Origin of the sequence: Pseudomonas sp. Sample_16, from assembly GCF_004307665.1 — a bacterium.
Lineage (GTDB): Bacteria > Pseudomonadota > Gammaproteobacteria > Pseudomonadales > Pseudomonadaceae > Aquipseudomonas.
The window spans coordinates 30,734-50,160 of record NZ_RCOB01000176.1 but is presented as its reverse complement, the minus strand read 5'-3'; the positions used below and the strand labels follow the sequence as shown (position 1 = coordinate 50,160).

Sequence of the window (19,427 nt, the reverse complement as noted above, 5' to 3'; positions counted from 1 at the left end):
GAGGCATCAAACCATCGCCAATGCCCGCAATCGCACGGCATCGAGGATTTCAATTTCGCCGTAGCTCAACCCGATAATCCCCTGCCCCTGCAAATCCTTGAGGATCTGATTGGTGGTCTGGCGCGACAGCGACAACATCGACGCCAGTTGTTCCTGAGGCAATTGCAGGACGCGGCGCGGTGGGTCGTTTTCGCCGTAGCCTGTGGCAATCATCAACAAGCGGTGGGCCAGTCGAGTGGGGGCCGGCATCAGGCTCAGCTGTTCGAGATTGATAAAGGTCAGGCGCAGTTTCTGACTCATCAACAAGGCCAACTGGCGCCAATGCACCGGCTGTTCTTCGAGCAACGCCAGCAAAACCGATTGCGGGATATGCGCCAGGGTGCAATGCCCCAGGCCGAACGCATCGTGGGTGCGCGGCTGGCCATCGAACAGGCCGATTTCGCCAAACCAGTGCGGTGCCTCCACCACGCTCAACAACGCCTCTTTGCCTTGCTCATTCACCGCACCGATGCGCATCGCACCTTCAAGCACCGCATACAGCCCACAGGGCGGATCGCCGCGCTTGAACAGGCGCTGCCCCGGAGACAGGCGCCGCAACCTGGCCGCTGCCAACAGACTATCCTGTAGGGAAACAGGCAGATGACTGAACCACTGACCGCGCAGCAGGCGTGGACGCCAGACCTGCATATCCATGAAAACTCCTAGAGATTGTCGCCTGGCTGACAGAGCGAAGAACGGCCCCGGGGCATGATCGATCACCCTACAGGAGGAATAACAATGAAAAAAAGCCTGGTTGACCATCTCAGTCAATACGCCGCGTACCACCGTGATCCGCGCAACATCGCCACTCACTTTATCGGCATTCCTCTGATCGTGGTGGCGGTGGCCGTGTTGCTGTCGCGTCCGCAGTGGGCCGGGGGCTGGTTATCACCGGCAATGCTGGTGGCGTTGGCGTCGGCGTGGTTTTACCTGCGCCTGGAGCTGCGCCTCGGAGTACTGATGACCGTGTTGCTGGGGCTGTGCGTCTGGGCGGGTCAAGTACTGGCGCAGCAAAGCACCCTGGTCTGGTTGAGCAGCGGCATGGCGATGTTCGTGATCGGTTGGGCGATCCAGTTCGTCGGGCATCACTACGAGGGGCGCAAGCCGGCCTTTGTCGATGACGTGACGGGATTGATCGTCGGGCCGTTGTTTGTGGTGGCTGAACTGGCGTTCTTGCTGGGGATGCGGCATGAGCTCAAGGAGCAGATCGAGGCGCGGGCGGGTGGTGTGCGTTTGCGTCAGAAAGGCGCTGCGGCGTAGATCGCCTTCGCGGACAAGCCTCGCTCCTACTGATCGTTCCCACGCTCTGCGTGGGAATGCATACCGTGACGCTCTGCGTCACTGGACGCGGAGCGTCCCATGAGGCATTCCCACGCAGAGCGTGGGAACGATCGGCTGGAGGGATTAAATGTTGGCGACTTTCTGCCAGACCTTGGGCTTGAAGAACAACGTCTCGCCCTTGGCCAAGCCGATCAGACTGTCGTGATCCTTCACCACTTCGGCTTCGATCAGATCGCTCTGCCCTTCTACCTTCAAGGTCACCCGCGTCGTCGCGCCCAACGGACGAATATCACGCACTTCGGCCGCATGGTGATCGTCCAGTTCATGCCGCGACAACGACACCTCGTGCGGGCGGAACAGCACGTGATTGTCCTCGCCCAGATGCAACCGGTTCGAGTCACCCAGGAAGTGATAAACGAAATCGCTGGCCGGGTTTTCGTAGACGTCGCCCGGTGAGCCGATCTGTTCGATCACGCCCTTGTTCATCACCACGATGCGGTCGGCGACTTCCATCGCTTCTTCCTGGTCGTGGGTCACGAAAACGGACGTCAGGTTGATGTCTTCGTGCAGGCGCGCCAGCCAGCGGCGCAGCTCTTTACGGACCTTGGCGTCGAGGGCACCGAAGGGTTCGTCGAGCAGCAGCACTTTGGGCTCCACCGCCAAGGCACGGGCCAGCGCAATCCGCTGACGCTGACCACCGGAGAGTTGTTCCGGGTAGCGATCCGACAACCAGTCCAGTTGCACCATGTTCAGCAGTTCGTGGACTTTCGCCGCGATCTGGCTTTCGTTCGGGCGCTGGTTCTTCGGCTTCATGCGCAGGCCGAACGCGACGTTATCGAACACCGTCATGTGGCGGAACAGGGCGTAGTGCTGGAACACGAAACCGACGTTGCGATCACGCACGTCATGGCCGGACACGTCTTCTCCGTGGAACACGATGCTGCCGTTGTCCGGGGTTTCCAGGCCGGCAATGATCCGCAACAGCGTGGTCTTGCCACAGCCCGATGGGCCGAGCAACGCGACGAGCTCGCCGCTCTGAATGTCCAGGCTGATGTTGTCCAGCGCCTTGAACGCATTGAAATTCTTGCTGACGTTACGCACTTCGATCGACATGAATTATTCCTCCGCGGCGCTGGCGCGCAGGCGGTTGATACGGTTTTCGCTCCACTGCTTGAGCAGCAGGATGAAGAGCGCCAGGATCAGCAACAGGCTCGCCACGGCGAACGCGGCCACGTGGTTGTATTCGTTGTAGAGGATCTCGACGTGCAGCGGCAAGGTGTTGGTCACCCCGCGAATGTGCCCGGACACCACCGACACCGCACCGAACTCACCCATGGCCCGCGCAGTACACAACACCACGCCATAGATCAGGCCCCATTTGATGTTGGGCACGGTGACGTGCCAGAACATCTGCCAGCCATTGGCCCCGAGCAGGCGCGCGGCCTCTTCTTCCTGGGTGCCTTGTTCCTGCATCAGCGGAATCAGCTCACGGGCCACGAACGGCACGGTGACGAAAATCGTCGCCAGCACAATGCCCGGCAAGGCGAACACGATCTGGATGTCGTGATCCTGCAGCCACGGGCCGAACAGGCCCTGGGCGCCGAACATCAGCACATAGACCAGACCGGCGATCACCGGCGATACCGAGAACGGCAGGTCGATCAGCGTCACCAGCATGCTCTTGCCACGGAACGTGTATTTGCTCACGCACCACGCGGCGCTGACGCCGAACACCAGGTTCAACGGCACCGAAATCAGCACGGCGATCACCGTGAGTTTCAGGGCGGACAACGCATCCGGCTCGAAGATGGCGGTGAAAAACGCACCGATACCGAGCTTCAAACCCTGGGACACCACGATGAACAGCGGCAGCAACAGAAACAGGGAAAAGATCAGCCAGCCGAGGCCGATCAGGATGCGCCGCGAAGTCGCACTGCCACGGCGGGCAGCGTTGGCCGAAGAGGCGGCCGCGATAGACGATTGGGACATGTTCGCGCCTCCTTATGGGGTTTCGATGCGCCGCTGCAACAGGTTGATCAGCAGCAGCAGAATGAAAGAAACCACCAGCATCAGTACACCAATGGAGGTAGCGCCGGTGTAATCGTACTGGTCGAGCTTGACCATGATCAGCAGCGGCAGGATTTCGGTTTTCATCGGCATGTTACCGGCGATGAAAATCACCGAACCGTACTCGCCAACCCCGCGGGCAAAGGCCAGGGCAAAGCCGGTCAACCAGGCCGGCAGCAGTGCCGGCACGAGGATATGACGGAACACCTGCCACGGCTTCGCACCCAGGCACGCCGCCGCTTCTTCGACTTCACGGGGGATATCGGCCAATACTGGCTGTACGGTACGTACTACGAATGGAAGTGTCACAAAAGTCAGGGCAAGGGTGATGCCCAGAGGGGTGTAAGCGATCTTGAAACCCAGGTCCGTGGCGAACTGACCGACCAGCCCGGTGGGGGCGTAAAGCGCAGTCAGCGCGATGCCCGCCACCGCGGTGGGCAACGCGAACGGCAGGTCGATCATCGCGTCGATGACTTTGCGCCCCGGGAAGGTATAGCGCACCAGCACCCACGCCAGCAGCGTGCCGATGATGCCGTTGATGATCGCGGCATACAGTGCGGTGCCGAAGCTCAGCTTCAACGCCGCCAGCACTCGTGGTGCCGAGATGATTGCCCAGAACTGATCCCAGGTGAGTTGAGCGGCGTGCACGAACATCGCCGCCAGTGGTATGAGCACAATCAGACTGAGGTACACCAAGGTGTACCCCAGCGTCAGCCCGAAGCCGGGTATGACGGGGGAGATACGACGCGACATAAAAGTCCTTGGTTGTGTGGCGAGGGAGCTTGCTCGCGCTGGACTGCGCAGCGGTCCCTGCTTCTAATGAGCGCTTCGCACTCAAGCGGGAGCAAGCTCCCTCGCCACAATGAATCCGGATTGTTCAGATTACTGCGCCTGGTAGATCTGGTCGAACACGCCGCCGTCATTAAAGAATTTCGGTTGCGCGGTTTTCCAGCCGCCAAAATCCTTGTCGATGGTCACCAGCTCCAGTTTCGGGAACTGCTGGGCGTACTTGGCGGCCACGTCCTTGTCACGTGGACGATAGAAGTTTTTCGCCGCAATTTCCTGACCGGCCGGGCTGTACAGGTGCTTGAGGTACGCCTCGGCGATCTCGGTGTTGCCCTTTTTCTCGGCGTTCTTGTCGACCAGCGCCACCGGCGGCTCGGCGAGGATCGACAAAGAAGGTACGACAATGTCGAACTTGTCGGCGCCGCCATCTTCTTTGAGCGCCAGGAAAGCTTCGTTTTCCCAGGCCAGCAGCACGTCACCCTGCCCGTTGTTGACGAAGGTGATGGTCGAACCGCGAGCACCGGTATCCAGCACAGGTACGTGCTTGAACAGGGTCTGCACATACTCTTTAGCCTTGGCTTCGTTGCCGCCATTGGCTTTCAGACCGTAGGCCCACGCCGCAAGGAAGTTCCAGCGTGCGCCGCCGGAAGTCTTCGGGTTCGGCGTGATCACCGACACGTCGTTCTTGATCAGGTCGCCCCAATCCTTGATGCCTTTAGGGTTGCCCTTGCGCACCAGGAACACGATGGTCGACGTGTACGGCGTGCTCGCTTCCGGCAGCCGCTTTTGCCAATCCGCTGGCAGGGTTTTGCCAAGCTTGGCGATTTCGTCGATGTCACCGGCCAGCGCCAGCGTCACCACGTCGGCACGCAGACCATCAATGACCGCCCGGCCTTGTTTGCCAGAACCACCGTGGGATTGCTGGATTTTCACCGTATCGCCCGCATGGTCCTTCTGCCAGGACTTGATGAATTCAGCGTTGTATTCCTGATAGAGCTCACGGGTCGGGTCATACGACACGTTCAACAGCTCGTAATCCTTGGCAACCGCGGTACCGGCAAAAAGAGCACTGGCCAGAGCGGCCAAAGCGAAATGGCGAATCGACGACATGGTGAAAGCTCCTGGAATTCTATTGGCTAGTTCTTATGGATTTTAGGAATCGCGGTGCCGGCTCAAGGATCGCAAGCTTCAGCCCGGCTTGTTGCCCGGCTGCTGCAAACGGAATTTTTCCTTGCGTTCGATCTGGACCACCTGGGCGTTGTGCACTGTGATTTCCACGGCGCCGAATCGCAGATCGCGCAGGGCGCTCTGGATTTCACGCAGAATGGTTGCTTCGTCCTGACCGTCAACGCTACGCAGAGATGCGCTCATGGTGCTGCTCCTTCGACTGTGTGGTTGCCTGGCAGTGGCGGCACTGCTTACGGCGTGAAACCAATAGTAGAGAGGCGCAGATATTCTTAAAAAGACTATTTGAGAATGTTTATATAACTAAAAGACTTATCTTCCCACGCACCGCGTGGGAATACCGCCGGGGACGCTCTTCGTCCCTGATCTCAGGGTGACGCAGAGCGCCACGGGATGCGTTCCCACGCGGAGCATGGGGAACGATCAGATGATGGGGGTTCGGGCCCAATCCAGCTCCATTGGCGGCACCGGCCGACCAAACCAGTACCCCTGGCCCTGATCAGCGCCGTGCTCAAGCAGGAACGCCGCCTGCTCGACCGTTTCGACGCCCTCCGCCTGCACTTGCATTCCCATGCTCTGCGCCAGGGCGATGATGACCCGCACAATGGCCGAGTCGTCTTCATCCCAAGGCAGACCGGCGACGAAACCCTGATCAATCTTGAGTTTCTGCACCGGCAAGCGTTTTAGCCGCAGCAATGACGAATAACCGGTGCCGAAATCGTCGATGGCCAGGCGCACGCCCAACTCGCGCAGTCGATGCATTTGCTCAAGCGCGACCTCCGGGTCCTCCATCACCGCGCTTTCGGTGACTTCCAGCTCCAGGCAAGCAGGTTCCAGCCCGGTTTCGTGCAGGACCTGCGCCACTTGCCCATAAAGCTCACGACGAGCGAACAATCGCGAAGAAACATTCACCGCGACAAACGAAATTTCAACACCGGCCTGCCGCCACTGACACATCTGCTGACACGCTTGCTGCATCACCCAGGCATCGATTTCGGCAATTAGCCCAGTGCGCTCGGCGACGGGGATGAATTCTGCCGGCGACACCAGGCCGCGCAGTGGATGCTCCCAGCGCACCAGCGCCTCGACACCGATCAAGCAGCTGGTTTGCAAGTCATGCACCGGCTGGTAATAAACCCGTAATTGCTGCTGTTCCAGCGCCTGACGCAATTGGAATGCGACTTCGACCCGTTGCTGAGCATGGGCAGTCAATTCTTCGGTGTAGAGCGCATATCCGTTGCGACCCGCGCTTTTGGCCTTGAACAGCGCCGAATCGGCATTGCGCAACAGTTGTTCGGCGCTCAACGCATCGCTGGGGAACAGGCTGATGCCTATGCTCGCATTGATAAACAGTTGGCGCCCCTCGATAGCGAAAGGCTCTTTGAGGCCGTTGATGATCCGTTGCGCCAGCGCAGCTGCCTGGATCAGTTGCGGACAGCAATCGGCCAACACGGCAAATTCGTCGCCGCCCAGTCGCGCCAGTGTGATGCCCGGGTCAAACATGCCTTTCAGACGCCCGGCTACAGCCTTGAGCAACTGATCCCCAATGGGATGCCCAAGGCTGTCGTTGATCATCTTGAAGTGATCGAGATCCACCACCAGCAATGCACAACCGCGTTTGTGAAGCTGCGCCGAGGCCAGGGCTTGTTCGGCACGATCGGTGAGCAGCAAGCGATTGGGCAAATCAGTCAGCGGGTCGTGGTGCGCCAGGTGCATCAGCTCGTGTTCGGAATTCTTGACCGCACTGATATCGGAAAACACCGCCACAAAATGGCTGCGTCGCCCCTGGTCATCGAAAATGAGGCGGATGGTTTGCCATTGCGGGTAAATTTCCCCGCTTTTGCGCCGATTCCAGATTTCCCCGCTCCACTCGCCCAAATTGTCCAGGGTGGCAAACATCGCCTGATAGAAATCCGCCGAATGACGACCGGATTTGAACAGACTGGGTCGCTGCCCCAACACCTCTTCACCTTGATAGCCGGTGATCTCCATGAAGGCGCGATTCACATGGACAATCAGCCCGTCGCTATCGGTGACCAACACCCCTTCGCGGGTGCAATCAAACACGGCGGCCGCCTGACGCAATCGCTCGCGATCCTCACTGCGTTCGCGCAGTTTGGCGCCGATGCCAAGACATCGAAACAGCCGGGCACGGGCAATGAAGATCAACCCGGCGCTCACCGCCACCCAGAGGTAACCGTTGATCAGTTGCCATCGCAACCGCTCGAGCGAGTGATCGAAGAAACTGTTCAATAAATAGTCACTAGCCTGCAGCCAGACCACAGAAAGCAACAGGTAAAGCAGCGCTGCGCGCAAGGCATCGCGATAGCTGGCAGACATACGACGGTCCATGTCCCTACAAAATTGCCGGGATTATAGATTTAAAGAAACATCCAGCCACTCTTATCTGAAAGGGCGACTGGTTTTCTGCGCGGGCTTAGTGATAATGCAACGGCTGTTTTTTTATTTATCGAGGGCCCTATAGCCTATGTGGTACGAAGGTTTTCTCGGCTTGTCGCCCTGGTCGCTGGTGGCAGTCACCCTGCTGATGACCCACGTGACAATCGTCGCCGTCACGGTCTATCTGCACCGTTATTCAGCCCACCGCTCGCTGGAGCTGAATGCGGGCCTGAAACATTTTTTCCGTTTCTGGCTGTGGCTGACCACCGCGCAGAACACCCGTGAGTGGACCGCTATCCACCGCAAGCATCACGCCAAATGCGAAACCGAAGACGACCCGCACAGCCCGGTCGTCAAAGGCCTGTCCACCGTGCTGCGCAAAGGCGCCGAGCTTTATCGCGCCGAAGCGGAAAACCCCGAGACCCTGCGCATCTACGGCAAGAACTGCCCCGAAGACTGGATCGAGCGCAACCTTTACTCCCGCTTCCCGCTGCTGGGCGTGGCGATCATGGGCGTCATCGACCTGCTGCTGTTCGGCACCATCGGCATCACCATCTGGGCCGTCCAGATGATGTGGATTCCCGTGTGGGCCGCCGGCGTGGTCAATGGCCTGGGACATGCCGTCGGTTACCGCAACTTCGAATGCCGCGATGCGGCGACCAATCTGGTGCCCTGGGGCATTCTCATTGGCGGCGAAGAACTGCATAACAACCATCACACCTACCCTAACTCGGCCAAACTGTCGGTGAAGAAGTGGGAATTCGACATGGGCTGGGCATGGATTCAAGTGTTCAGCTTCCTGCGTCTGGCCAAGGTCCAGCGGGTCGCGCCGATTGCACACCGCGTCGAGGGCAAAGGCAGCCTCGACATGGACACCGCGATGGCGATCCTCAACAACCGCTTCCAGATCATGGCCCAATACCGCAAATTGGTGATCGGCCCGCTGGTCAAGCAAGAGCTGGAGAAAGTCGATCACTCGGTCCGTCACCAGTTCCACCGCGCCAAGCGCCTGCTCTCCCGGGAGACCAGCCTGCTGGATGACAAGCACCACGTACGCATCCAGAACATGCTCGAGCACAGCCAGGCGTTGAAGGTCATTTACGAGAAACGCCTGGCCCTGCAGCAGATCTGGGTCAAAACCAGCTCAAATGGTCATGACATGCTGGCTGCCATCAAGGACTGGGTACACGAAGCTGAAGCCAGCGGGATTCAATCCCTGCGTGATTTCGCTGACCAATTGAAAACCTACTCCCTGCGCCCTACCGCCTGACTGTGGCAAGGGTGCTTGCTCCCTGCGCCCTACCGCCTCACTGTGGCAAGGGTGCTTGCTCCCGCTCGGCTGCGAAGCGGCCGCCAACCTGACAAATAAAACGCGTTGTCAGGACCGCCCAGCGGGAGCAAGCCCCCTCGCCAAAAAAAGCGGGAACTTCGCTGCAAATCCCCCATCTCAAAGACACTTCGCCGCCCCGGCGGGCTTCGTTATGGCCGCTTTCGAACCTCAAGCGGCGCACGTCCTTTGAGATTTGTGCCAATGGTCAATAGAAACCAACGAGACTCATCCCCTGCGCAGTGGCCAGAAGCCGCACAAACCCTGTTGGCGCTGATGCACGCTCAAGGCGAAGTGGCGCGCCTGAGTGAGCGCGAACAGCTGTTCAGCACCCTGCTGGTCAGCGTCAACGCCGTACTTTGGGCATTCAACTGGGAAACCCGCCAGGTGCTGTATGTCAGCCCCGCTTATGAACGGATTTTCGGCCGCTCCGCCGACCTTTTGCTGTCCGACTTCAATCAGTGGCGCGACAGCATCTATCCCGACGACCTGGAATACGCCGAGAGCAGCCTGGCACAGGTGCTGGAAAAAGGTGCTGTCGAAGACCGCGAATACCGGATCATCGATGGGGACGGAAAGGTGCGCTGGCTCAGCGACAAATGTTTTATCAACCGTCAGACGGACCCCGGCCTGCCACTGATCATCGTGGGTATCGCGGAAGACATCACCGAAAAAAAGCAGATGGAAACCGAGTTGCAACGCCTGGCCACTACCGACGCCCTGACCCAGAGCAGCAATCGCCGACATTTCTTCGACGGTGCGCATCAGGAATTCGAACTGGCAAGGCAGCAAGGCATGCCGCTGTCGTTCCTGATGCTGGACATCGATGATTTCAAAGTGATCAACGACACTTACGGTCACCAGGAAGGCGACAACGTGCTGCAACGGATTGCTGACAGCGGCCGCGCAGCGCTACGTCGCGGCGATCTGTTCGGGCGAATTGGTGGTGAAGAATTCGCAGCGATTTTCCCCGGCTGCTCACCGGAGATGGCCCTGCAGGTGGCCGAGCGTCTGCAACGGGAGATCCAGCGCTTGAGCTTTAACCATGACGGCCAAGCATTTGGCATCACCGTCAGCCAGGGCCTGACCAGCCTCACAGCTGAAGACGAAAACATCGACAGCCTGTTTGCTCGCGCAGATGCCGCGATGTACCAGGCCAAGCGCGAAGGCAAGAACCGGATCGTCACTGCCTGAGCGGCTCAGCACAGCCCCCTGTAGGCTCGCTCCCACAGTGTTTAGGGGTGAGTCTATTTTTTGCGCATCCGCATCAACTCCGGCAACCCGATCTTGAGTAACCTCGCCGTTCGGCTCCTGGCCAGCTCTTCGATGCCTTCATGCTCAGTCAACCGCGCCAGTTGCGCCGCCATGTTCATCACCAGGGCTTCGCGCGAATAAACCCCGCCACCGAGCTGGTAGACCGCGGCAATCAGCTCTCGCAGCTCCAAAGGCAGCCGCCAGCGCGTACGTAATGCCGAACCATAGGCGGCGCCGAATTCGGCCAGCGCTTCTCCGACCTCCTCTTGCTCGTCCAACTCGCCACCGGCCTGCTTCCATTCCTGCAAGCAACGCAGCAACGCCAAATCACCCAAGCGATGCAGCATGCCAGCGCAGTAACAACGCGCCTGATCCAGGTCGAGCAGGCGCGCCAGGGTTCGCGCGTATTCCGCCGTGTGCAGCGACAGGTCCCAATAGCGCTCCGCGTAGTCCGCCAGATACGGGTCGCTGAGCCGGGCACTGCGTTTGAGCGCCAACCCCAGAATCAGGTTCATGCTTTGTCCGGTACCCAGTCGATGCAGCGCCTGAGACAAGGTTTGTACGGCGGCACCATGGTGCTGGGCCGCGCTGTTGGCGGCAGCGATCAGCACGGCAGTAATCTGGGGATCGGTGCGAATTTCACTTTCCAGCACCGTCAGGTCGAGACCATTGGGGTTGAGGCTGCGTTTGACCGCCAACTGCACATCGGTCATCAACGGCGCGCCTTCGGCCAGTTCACGACGACGCTCCAGGAACACCGACAATGTCATGCCTGGCGCCAATGCCGGGATTTCGCACGACACCTCCTGGCCGGCGCTGAGCAGCAGATCCTGCAGCCGTTGGGTCAGGCTTTCCATGTTCAGCGGCTTGGTCAGGTACGCGGTAGGCGCCAAGGGCAACGCCTCGCGCACACTCGCACTGTCGTTGCGGCTGCTCATCAGGATGAAGGGCAACGGAGGATTGCGTTTGCGTTGACGGACATTGCGCAACACATTCAGGCCATCGACGCCCGGCAATTCCCAGTCAACGATCACCAGGTCATACGGGTTTTGCGCCAACAGCTCCAACGCCCGATGGCCATCGGCGCACAGATCCAGTCGCGCGTCGCAGCGAACGTTCAACAACACTTCCTTGAGCAGATCCCGGGACCAAGGGTCGGCTTCGGCAATCAGTACTCTCGGAACGGCGGGTAAATTGACGACGGTCATACAGCTCTCCCTGGCAATGTCTGAACCTTAGCGAATGCTGGCCTTTCGATACAGCGCTAATGCGCGGGTTACATTTCGGTTGGCATAAAAAAACCCGCCGAAGCGGGTTTTTTGTCGATCAGGTCACACTAGGAGATCACAGCTCGGAGAAGCACTCTTCGATGATCGCCAAGCCTTTGTCCAGTTGCTCGTCCGGCGAAGTCAGCGGTACCAGAACGCGCAGAACGTTGCCGTAGGTGCCGCAGGACAGCAGGATCAGACCCTTGTCGCGCGCCTTGGCCACGACGGACGCTACAGCTGCAGCGTTCGGCTTGTGGCTGTCGCCGTTTTCGAACAGCTCGACCGCGATCATCGCGCCCAGGGCACGGACTTCGCCGATCACCGGGTACTTGGCCTGGATAGCTTTCAGGCCAGTCACCAGACGCTCGCCGACCGCTTTGCAACGATCCAGCAGGTGCTCTTCTTCGAAGACTTCCATCACGGCCAGGGCCGCGGCGCAAGCGATCGGGCTACCGGCGTAGGTGCCGCCCAGGCCGCCAGGTGCGATGGCGTCCATGTATTCGGCCTTGCCGCAAACACCGGCCAGCGGGAAGCCGCCAGCGATGGACTTGGCGAAAGTGGTCAGGTCGGCGGCAACGCCCATCTGTTCCATGGCGAAGAAGGTGCCGGTACGGCCAGCGCCGGTCTGCACTTCGTCCGCAATCAGCAGAATGCCGTGCTGGTCGCACAAAGCGCGCAGACGCTTCATGAATTCTTTAGGCGCGACGTAGAAACCACCTTCGCCCTGAACCGGCTCGATGATGATCGCGGCGATGTCTTTCGGCTCGGCGTCGTTCTTGAAGATGCGCTCGATGGAAGCGATCGAGTCGTCGATGCTCACACCGTGCAGTTCGTTCGGGTACAGCGCGCGGAAGATGCCGCCTGGCATCAGGCCCATGCCGGCCGAGTAAGGCACGACTTTACCGGTCAGGCCCAGGGTCATCATGGTACGACCGTGGTAAGCGCCGGTGAACGCGATCACGCCGGCACGGCCAGTGGCGGCACGGGCGATCTTGATGGAGTTTTCCACGGCTTCGGAACCGGTGGTGACCAGCAGGGTTTTCTTGTCGAAATCACCTGGCACCTTGGCGTTGATTTTTTCGCACACTTCTACGTACGGCTCATAAGCCAGAACCTGGAAGCAAGTGTGGGTCAGCTTGTTCAGCTGCTCGGTCACCGCGGCAATGACTTTCGGGTGCACGTGGCCGGTGTTCAGCACAGCGATGCCGCCGGCAAAGTCGATGAACTCACGACCTTCAACGTCGGTTACGGTCGCGTTCTTCGCGGAGTCGGCGAAGATCGGGTGGATCTGGCCAACACCACGTGGAACAGCAGCAGTGCGGCGGGCCATCAAAGAAGCGTTAGTCTTGCTCATACATTCCTCATTCACCGCTCATCGGGCGGTGTGGTTCAAGGATAAAGCGACGGGGAACAGCGGCGGCAGCATGCGATGATCGACTGCCACAGCGTTCCCGGTCGCCGAGAAAATTCCGGTTTGAAGCGGCGCAAAGGGACAGCGCTCTCGTGCCCTTTGCGCTTGAAGCGATCCTTTACCGGGCTTAGATGCCCAGGCAGAGGTATTTGATTTCCAGGTAATCTTCGATGCCGTACTTGGAGCCTTCACGGCCCAGGCCCGAGGCCTTGATGCCGCCGAACGGCGCGACTTCGTTGGAGATCAAGCCGGTGTTGACGCCGACCATACCGTATTCCAGAGCTTCTGCCACACGGAACACACGACCCAGGTCGCGAGCATAGAAGTACGAGGCCAGGCCGAATTCGGTGTCGTTCGACATCGCGATCACATCGGCTTCATCTTTGAAGCGGAACAGCGGCGCCAGTGGGCCGAAGGTTTCTTCCTTGGCCACGGCCGCGTTGTTCGGCACGTTGGTCAGAATAGTCGGCTCGAAGAAGTTACCTTCCATCGACTTGCCACCGGACAGCACAGTAGCGCCTTTGGCAACGGCGTCAGCAATGTGCTCTTGCACCTTGGCCACGGCTTTTTCGTCGATCAGCGGACCGGTGGTGGTGCCGTCTTCCAGACCGTTACCGATCTTCAGCTTGGCGACTGCCACTTTCAGCTTCTCGGCGAACGCATCGTAGACCGAATCCTGGATGTACAGGCGGTTGGCGCAAACGCAGGTCTGGCCGTTGTTGCGGTATTTGGAAATGATCGCGCCTTCGACGGCCTTATCCAGGTCTGCGTCGTCGAACACGATGAACGGCGCGTTGCCGCCCAGTTCCAGGGACACTTTCTTGATGTCCTTGGCGCATTCCGACATCAGTTGACGACCGATTTCGGTCGAACCGGTGAAGGACAGCTTGCGCACGATCGGGTTGCTGGTCAGTTCGCTGCCGATGTCGCCAGCGCTGCCGGACACCACGCTGAACACGCCAGCTGGAATGCCAGCACGCTGGGCCAGTTCAGCCAGGGCGAAAGCCGAGAACGGAGTTTGCGAAGCAGGCTTGAGCACCATGGTGCAACCGGCGGCTAGGGCCGGGCCGGCTTTACGGGTGATCATCGCGGCCGGGAAGTTCCACGGTGTGATGGCAGCGGTCACGCCGATTGGCTGCTTGATCACGATCAGGCGCTTGTCTGGCTGGTGGCCCGGAATCACGTCACCGTAGATGCGCTTGGCTTCTTCGGCGAACCACTCGATGAAGGACGCGGCGTAAACGATTTCGCCCTTGGCTTCGGCCAATGGCTTGCCTTGTTCCAGGGTCATCAGGCGAGCCAGGTCATCCTGGTTCTCGATGATCAGCTCGAACCAGCGACGCAGCTTGTTCGCACGTTCTTTGGCAGTCAGTGCACGCCAGGCCGGCAGCGCTTTGTCAGCAGCTTCGATGGCACGGCGGGTTTCGGCAGCGCCCATCTTCGGCACGGTGCCCAGAATTTCGCCCGTTGCCGGGTTGTTGACCTTGATCGTCTGACCATTGTCCGCATCAACCCAAGCGCCATCGATGAAGGCTTGTTGGCGGAACAACTGGGTGTCTTTAAGCTGCATGTCGGCTTTCCTTAACAGCACCGCAATGTATGCGGAGCAAATTATGATTGTAGAAAGGCGCCTCGGTAGGCTGCCGTCAGGGAAATCATTCACCGGGCTGAAGCACAAAATAGCGCACGGAATGAACGCGTGCGGTTCAGCACCCAGACAAGAGCGTTTGAAATCTCAAACGAATCCTAGGATCAAAGGGGGTAAAGGACAATAGGGCGTTCGAAAAAAAGAACGAAAAGGTCTTTTTTACTCAATTTTTCTGATCAACGTAGCAAACGCAGCTTACGCTTTGGAAAAACGCAGGCGATTCAGCAGCATGGACGCCCGCAGTGCATATGAGTATCATGGCGCCCGCATCGCACCAGTAGCTCAGCTGGATAGAGTACTGCCCTCCGAAGGCAGGGGTCGTGGGTTCGAATCCCGCCTGGTGCACCATACGCTGTAAACAGAAAGCCTCAGGCCCTTTGGGACTGGGGCTTTTTTGTTGCCACAAAAAAACCGCCGAAGCGGTTTTTTCTCACTCTGTCGTCCAGTCAAACTCGTCGTACTCATCATCTTCGTCGTCCTCAAAGAATTCCTCTTCGAGATCGTCTTCTTCAGCAACGGCTTCTTCCGGCTGATTGAGCAGAAAATCCTTACGACTTTCGGTCACTGCTCGCCGCAGTTCCTCGCCCTTTTCCGGACAGTTGAGCATTTGGGCGATGCGGTCGATTTTTTTTGTCACGGCATCCTCCAACGCATCGACTATGGCCCGATAGTGCGCGCTTTCGGGCCTTTATGCCAAATTGTCGAGCGTGTTAACCGATCGGTTTTCCTGCAATTCCTGAGTCGGGGCGCAAAAATCTTCAGCGATGGTAACGCCGCACCACGCTGCTGTTTTTCAGCACATGGCCTTTGATTTTTTCCAGGAACTGCGTGCGGGTCAGGCCGGCGGGCAGTGCATCCGGGGCCAGGTCCAGGGCGTAGAGCTGGATGATGTAATGGTGCGCGCTGTCGCCCACCGGCGGGCATGGGCCGATGTAACCGGTGGTGCCTTTGCTGTTGGTGCCGCCCACGCCTTCAAGCGCGGATTTGGCGCCGACGCCGGACGCAATCTGATGCGTGCTGGCCTTGATGCCGTAATGCAGCCAGTGATCGACGCCCTGCCCTTTTTGGCCATCCGGGTCGTGCATGACAATGGCGTAGCTGAGGGTGCCGGCCGGGCCGGCGTTCCAGGCCAATGCCGGTGAAACGTTATGCCCGCCACAGCCCGGCGCATCGCTGGCGGCGGCCGATGTGAACAAGCGGTCGTCCGATACACCCGGGATGTTCAGGGTGAAACGCTCCTGGGCGGCGTGTGCCGGAAGTTGCACGCAAAAAACCACGGCTACGGCCGCGAGCCAAGGTTTCAGAGAGGTCAATCGGGGCATTCCGGAGCACCTTGTGCGTGTTGGGCCGTCGTCGGCGTGCAAACTATAGCCGGACCGTTCACGCGGTGGCAGTGCCAATTGGATGAACCTCGCAACAGGCACCAGACTCTTTAGAGAAACGCCTGTCTGGAGAGCGATCATGACCCTGCATCGCGTTGCCCGTTTTACCGACGTCCCTGAAAACCAAGGTCTGGAAGTGCAGATCGAGCAGCGCAAGATCCTGTTGCTGAAGGTGGGCGATCAATTGCGTGCTTATCAGGGTGAGTGCCCCCACGCCGGGGCGCCACTCGCCGAGGGTGCACTGTGCAATGGGCGCCTGACGTGCCCGTGGCACAAGGCACAGTTTCGCATCGAAGATGGCGGGTTGTGTGAGCCACCCGCACTGGACAGCCTCAAGCGTTATCCGCTCGAAGTGCGTGATGGAGAGGTCTGGGTATACGATCAAGCGCTACGGGATGCGCATACCCCGCCCGCCGATGACGCGCGTACTTTCGTGATTGTCGGTGCCGGCGCCGCAGGTACGGCGGCGGCATCGGCCTTGAGGGAATTGGGTTTCGGCGGCCGAGTGCTGTTGATCGACCGCGAGGCCGGCGCCGGATACGACCGTACGGTGCTGAGCAAATTCGTGATTGCCGGCGAAACGCCTCCGGAAGAAATCCCTGCGTTGCGTGATGACGACTTCTACCGCGAGCAACGCATCGAGCGCATCAATGCCGAAGTAACGAGCCTCGATTGCGCCAACCGCACGTTGCAACTGAGCGACGGCCAGTCGCTGCAGTATGACGCCGCCCTGCTGGCAACCGGCGGCGCACCGAAACAATTGGAGCTGCCCGGCGCCGACCTGCCACAAGTATTCGTTTTGCGCTCAAGAGCCCATGCACAACAGATTCTGGAAAGTGCCAGACCCGGTCAGCATGCAGTGATCATCGGCGACAGTTTTATCGCCATGGAGTCCGCTTCAGCCCTGCGCCAGTTCGGGCTCGAGGTTACCGTCCTTGCGCGTCAACCGGTGCCATTCGCAAAACAGTTCGGCGAGACCGTCGGCAAAGCGATTCTTGCCCTGCACCAGGCCAATGGCGTGGTGTACCGAGCCGAGGGCGAAGCGACGCAGATAGAAGGAACCCATAAAGTCGAAGCCGTACGCCTGGACAATGGCCAGCGACTGCCAGCGGACCTGGTGCTGGTGGGGATCGGCGTCAGCCCGGCCACGGCACCGTTTGCCGACCTGCCCCAGGAAAAGGATCATTCGCTGCGCGTCGATGGCGGCATGCGCGTGACCGACGGGCTCTGGGCCGCCGGTGACATCGCCACCTTCCCGCTCAACGGCCAGCCCTGCCGCATCGAACACTGGCGCCTGGCCCAGCAGCAGGCACGGATTGCAGCGGCCAACATGCTCGGCGGCGATGAGCATTACCTCGATGTGCCGTATTTCTGGACGTGGCACTTCGGCAAGAACTACGACTACCTTGGCCATGCGCAAAGCTGGGATGAAGTCGAATTCAAAGGTGATCCGTTCAAGCCGCCCTTTATCGGGCTGTTCGGCAAAAACGGCCTGGTGATCGCCGCCGTTGCCTGCGATGAGGAGCGAAACATGGCAATGCTCGCCGAACGGATGAAACAGCCGCTGCCGGTGGATAACGCATGGCGACTTATCCGTGATGCACCTTGAATTCGGTCGGATGGTCGCGGGCGATGATCGACGGGCGCGCTCAGCCGTGCCCATCACCAGACAGCAAAACGCCCGGCGCCTGCTGTGTGCAGAGGCCGGGCGTTGCGGTGTAACTAAAGGTTTTTACTGGACTTCGCCAACCCCACCGAACTTGCTCATCACGAACCCGACGAACTCTTCCAGGGTCATTTTCTGGCCGTTGAAGTCCACCTGATTGTTGGCGTAATGCAATCTAGTGACGATGTTGTTGCCGTCCAGTTTCGCCAACTGCGAGCCCACGGCCATGCTGCTGAACATGTCGGCGGTAGCCGTGGCCTGATCGGCGATCAGCTTGGCGTCGGTCTGGCCGTCGATCTGCGACTGTACGGTAAGTACGTCAACGAGCATTGGCTTGGACACTTGCAGATTGAAGTCCAGCAATGCGATCAGCTGTCTGACCAACTGATCGGCCGGTAGATCGATCGATTGCGGCTTGGTCAGGTCCAGCACCAGATTGGCTTTACTCTGGCCGTTACTGGTATTGAACGAGAGGTTCTCCAGGGCCACTTGCGGTCCGGCGGCGAGCAATTGCTCCAGATTGGTCTTGAGCTGCGCTTCTTCGGCTTCCGTCAGATTCAATTCCGGAACCGGTTGCCCGGCTTCGGCGGCCTCGGCAGCGGCCTGCTCGTAGGGTTGCAGCTTGGTCTGATAAATCTGCATCAATGCCATGGTGGACGGGATGTCGAGATTCTTCAGACTCAAGGCCATGTGCGCAGAACCCACGGCCTTACCGTTCAGCGACACTTCACCGATCTTGTAATCGGCTCGCCCGGAAGCGCTGGTGCCAGACTCCTCGGTGTGGTTCTTCATTTCGAAGTTCTTCAACCCGAGCACCGATTGCTTGGCGCCATAGGTGGTTTTGCTGTTGCTCAGCTCGACGGTGTTGTCGCCGGTGTAGTAGCCATAGGTGCTTTTGCTCAGGTTGCTGGCCAGGGTCAGGCCGTTCAATTCGACCTGAACCGGTGCTTGATCCTCGGAGACGGTGGTCAGCTTCAGGCTGTCCATGTAGCCATCGGCCTTGACCTTCTGCGCCTGGGCGCTGGCCGCGACGTCCACCTTCAGGCCGGAAAACTTCAGGCTGGACTTGTCATCCAGCGCCGTTTCCAGTGGCAGCAATTCCAGCGTGCCGTTGGTGGAATTGTCGTAGCCGATGTTGACTACACCCTTGAGCGGAGAGGCGTCCTTGGCGGCGACGAACCATTTTTCGGTGAGTGGCGTCTTTTCCAGTTCGTAGTGACTGGTGGCCATGACGGGCAGCCACTTCAGCGACATCAGGCGCGAAAATGGCAACGGGCCGTGTTCGATGTGATCGACAAACAGCAATTCCACCGGAGCCTCACCGAACATTTCACCTTCGCCCTTGAGGCGATAGTGCGCGGTGCTGCTGAATACATGACGCTCCAGCGAAACCAACTCCAGCGATGCGGTGCCCTTGTAACCGACCAGTGCGGCCTGCAGTTGCTTGTTGGCATCCGCCAGGGAAGTGTTCAACACCCCTTCGATTTTGGTGCCGGTAAACCAGGCACCGCCAGCGCTGATCGCACCAATGGCGACAACAATTCCCAGAAGCACGCCTGCTGATTTATTCATGTATGACCCGTTCAATGTCCGTTGTTGAAGGTGTGGTCGTCTTCCCTGAACCCATGACGGGTTACGGTCACGACTGCGCTGAAAGTGAGGTGCAGATTAGCATCAGGCATGCGCAGCGGCCCAATGATTAAAGGTGAAAGA

General features: G+C 59.3%; 17 protein-coding genes and 1 tRNA gene. 5 read left to right on the top strand and 13 right to left on the bottom strand.

Going from position 1 to position 19,427, the window contains the following annotated elements; translation table 11 throughout:
• Positions 1-6 precede the first annotated feature (6 nt).
• Positions 7-693: a Crp/Fnr family transcriptional regulator gene (locus tag D8U69_RS23470; protein ID WP_130908227.1), complete on the bottom strand. Its 687-nt coding sequence runs from the start codon at positions 691-693 to the stop codon at positions 7-9.
• Between the two features lie 84 nt (positions 694-777).
• Between D8U69_RS23470 and D8U69_RS23465 the strand changes: the two genes are divergently transcribed.
• Positions 778-1,299, top strand: a complete 522-nt coding sequence (locus tag D8U69_RS23465) for an Mpo1-like protein (protein WP_130908226.1) — start codon at positions 778-780, stop codon at positions 1,297-1,299.
• A gap of 144 nt (positions 1,300-1,443) precedes the next feature.
• Here D8U69_RS23465 and D8U69_RS23460 read toward each other — a convergent pair whose 3' ends face one another.
• The 6 genes from D8U69_RS23460 to dibA all read right to left on the bottom strand — a co-directional run bounded on the left by D8U69_RS23460 (position 1,444) and on the right by dibA (position 7,698).
• On the bottom strand, positions 1,444-2,433 hold the full coding sequence (locus tag D8U69_RS23460; protein ID WP_056852068.1) for a sulfate ABC transporter ATP-binding protein: 990 nt from the start codon (positions 2,431-2,433) through the stop codon (positions 1,444-1,446).
• 3 nt (positions 2,434-2,436) lie between these two features.
• Entirely contained in the window at positions 2,437-3,309 is an 873-nt protein-coding gene (gene cysW / locus D8U69_RS23455) for a sulfate ABC transporter permease subunit CysW (protein WP_130908225.1), read from the bottom strand.
• Between the two features lie 12 nt (positions 3,310-3,321).
• Positions 3,322-4,140 (bottom strand): sulfate ABC transporter permease subunit CysT, encoded by an 819-nt coding sequence (gene cysT / locus D8U69_RS23450; protein WP_056852066.1) that lies wholly within the window; start codon positions 4,138-4,140, stop codon positions 3,322-3,324.
• A 129-nt stretch (positions 4,141-4,269) separates the two neighbouring features.
• A complete protein-coding gene (locus D8U69_RS23445; RefSeq protein WP_056852065.1) occupies positions 4,270-5,283 on the bottom strand; it encodes a sulfate ABC transporter substrate-binding protein in 1,014 nt (337 codons plus the stop codon).
• 78 nt (positions 5,284-5,361) lie between these two features.
• Entirely contained in the window at positions 5,362-5,544 is a 183-nt protein-coding gene (gene oscA, locus D8U69_RS23440) for a sulfur starvation response protein OscA (RefSeq protein WP_007975618.1), read from the bottom strand.
• 237 nt (positions 5,545-5,781) lie between these two features.
• Positions 5,782-7,698 carry a phosphodiesterase DibA gene (gene dibA / locus D8U69_RS23435; RefSeq protein WP_056852064.1) on the bottom strand — a complete coding sequence of 639 codons (1,917 nt, stop codon included), beginning with the start codon at positions 7,696-7,698 and terminating at the stop codon, positions 5,782-5,784.
• A gap of 148 nt (positions 7,699-7,846) precedes the next feature.
• Between dibA and desA the strand changes: the two genes are divergently transcribed.
• Both desA and D8U69_RS23425 read left to right on the top strand, forming a co-directional pair.
• On the top strand, positions 7,847-9,028 hold the full coding sequence (gene desA / locus D8U69_RS23430; protein ID WP_056852063.1) for a delta-9 fatty acid desaturase DesA: 1,182 nt from the start codon (positions 7,847-7,849) through the stop codon (positions 9,026-9,028).
• A 261-nt stretch (positions 9,029-9,289) separates the two neighbouring features.
• Positions 9,290-10,279: a sensor domain-containing diguanylate cyclase gene (locus D8U69_RS23425; RefSeq protein WP_130908224.1), complete on the top strand. Its 990-nt coding sequence runs from the start codon at positions 9,290-9,292 to the stop codon at positions 10,277-10,279.
• A 53-nt stretch (positions 10,280-10,332) separates the two neighbouring features.
• Here D8U69_RS23425 and D8U69_RS23420 read toward each other — a convergent pair whose 3' ends face one another.
• The 3 genes from D8U69_RS23420 to gabD all read right to left on the bottom strand — a co-directional run bounded on the left by D8U69_RS23420 (position 10,333) and on the right by gabD (position 14,588).
• Positions 10,333-11,547 carry a response regulator gene (locus D8U69_RS23420; RefSeq protein WP_056852061.1) on the bottom strand — a complete coding sequence of 405 codons (1,215 nt, stop codon included), beginning with the start codon at positions 11,545-11,547 and terminating at the stop codon, positions 10,333-10,335.
• 136 nt (positions 11,548-11,683) lie between these two features.
• A complete protein-coding gene (gabT, locus tag D8U69_RS23415; RefSeq protein WP_007994487.1) occupies positions 11,684-12,961 on the bottom strand; it encodes a 4-aminobutyrate--2-oxoglutarate transaminase in 1,278 nt (425 codons plus the stop codon).
• A 184-nt stretch (positions 12,962-13,145) separates the two neighbouring features.
• Positions 13,146-14,588, bottom strand: a complete 1,443-nt coding sequence (gabD, locus tag D8U69_RS23410) for an NADP-dependent succinate-semialdehyde dehydrogenase (RefSeq protein ID WP_130904517.1) — start codon at positions 14,586-14,588, stop codon at positions 13,146-13,148.
• Between the two features lie 349 nt (positions 14,589-14,937).
• Between gabD and D8U69_RS23405 the strand changes: the two genes are divergently transcribed.
• Positions 14,938-15,014: transfer RNA gene (locus tag D8U69_RS23405), tRNA-Arg, on the top strand.
• Between the two features lie 82 nt (positions 15,015-15,096).
• On the opposite strand, the gene D8U69_RS23400 is transcribed toward D8U69_RS23405, so the two are convergent.
• On the bottom strand, positions 15,097-15,327 hold the full coding sequence (locus D8U69_RS23400) for a hypothetical protein (RefSeq protein WP_236708393.1): 231 nt from the start codon (positions 15,325-15,327) through the stop codon (positions 15,097-15,099).
• A gap of 97 nt (positions 15,328-15,424) precedes the next feature.
• Positions 15,425-15,988, bottom strand: a complete 564-nt coding sequence (locus D8U69_RS23395) for a YbhB/YbcL family Raf kinase inhibitor-like protein (RefSeq protein ID WP_056852058.1) — start codon at positions 15,986-15,988, stop codon at positions 15,425-15,427.
• A gap of 139 nt (positions 15,989-16,127) precedes the next feature.
• Between D8U69_RS23395 and D8U69_RS23390 the strand changes: the two genes are divergently transcribed.
• Complete coding sequence (locus D8U69_RS23390; protein WP_130908223.1) at positions 16,128-17,657, top strand: apoptosis inducing factor family protein; 1,530 nt, start codon at positions 16,128-16,130, stop codon at positions 17,655-17,657.
• A gap of 123 nt (positions 17,658-17,780) precedes the next feature.
• On the opposite strand, the gene D8U69_RS23385 is transcribed toward D8U69_RS23390, so the two are convergent.
• Positions 17,781-19,286 (bottom strand): YdgA family protein, encoded by a 1,506-nt coding sequence (locus tag D8U69_RS23385; RefSeq protein ID WP_130908222.1) that lies wholly within the window; start codon positions 19,284-19,286, stop codon positions 17,781-17,783.
• Positions 19,287-19,427: the final 141 nt, after the last annotated feature.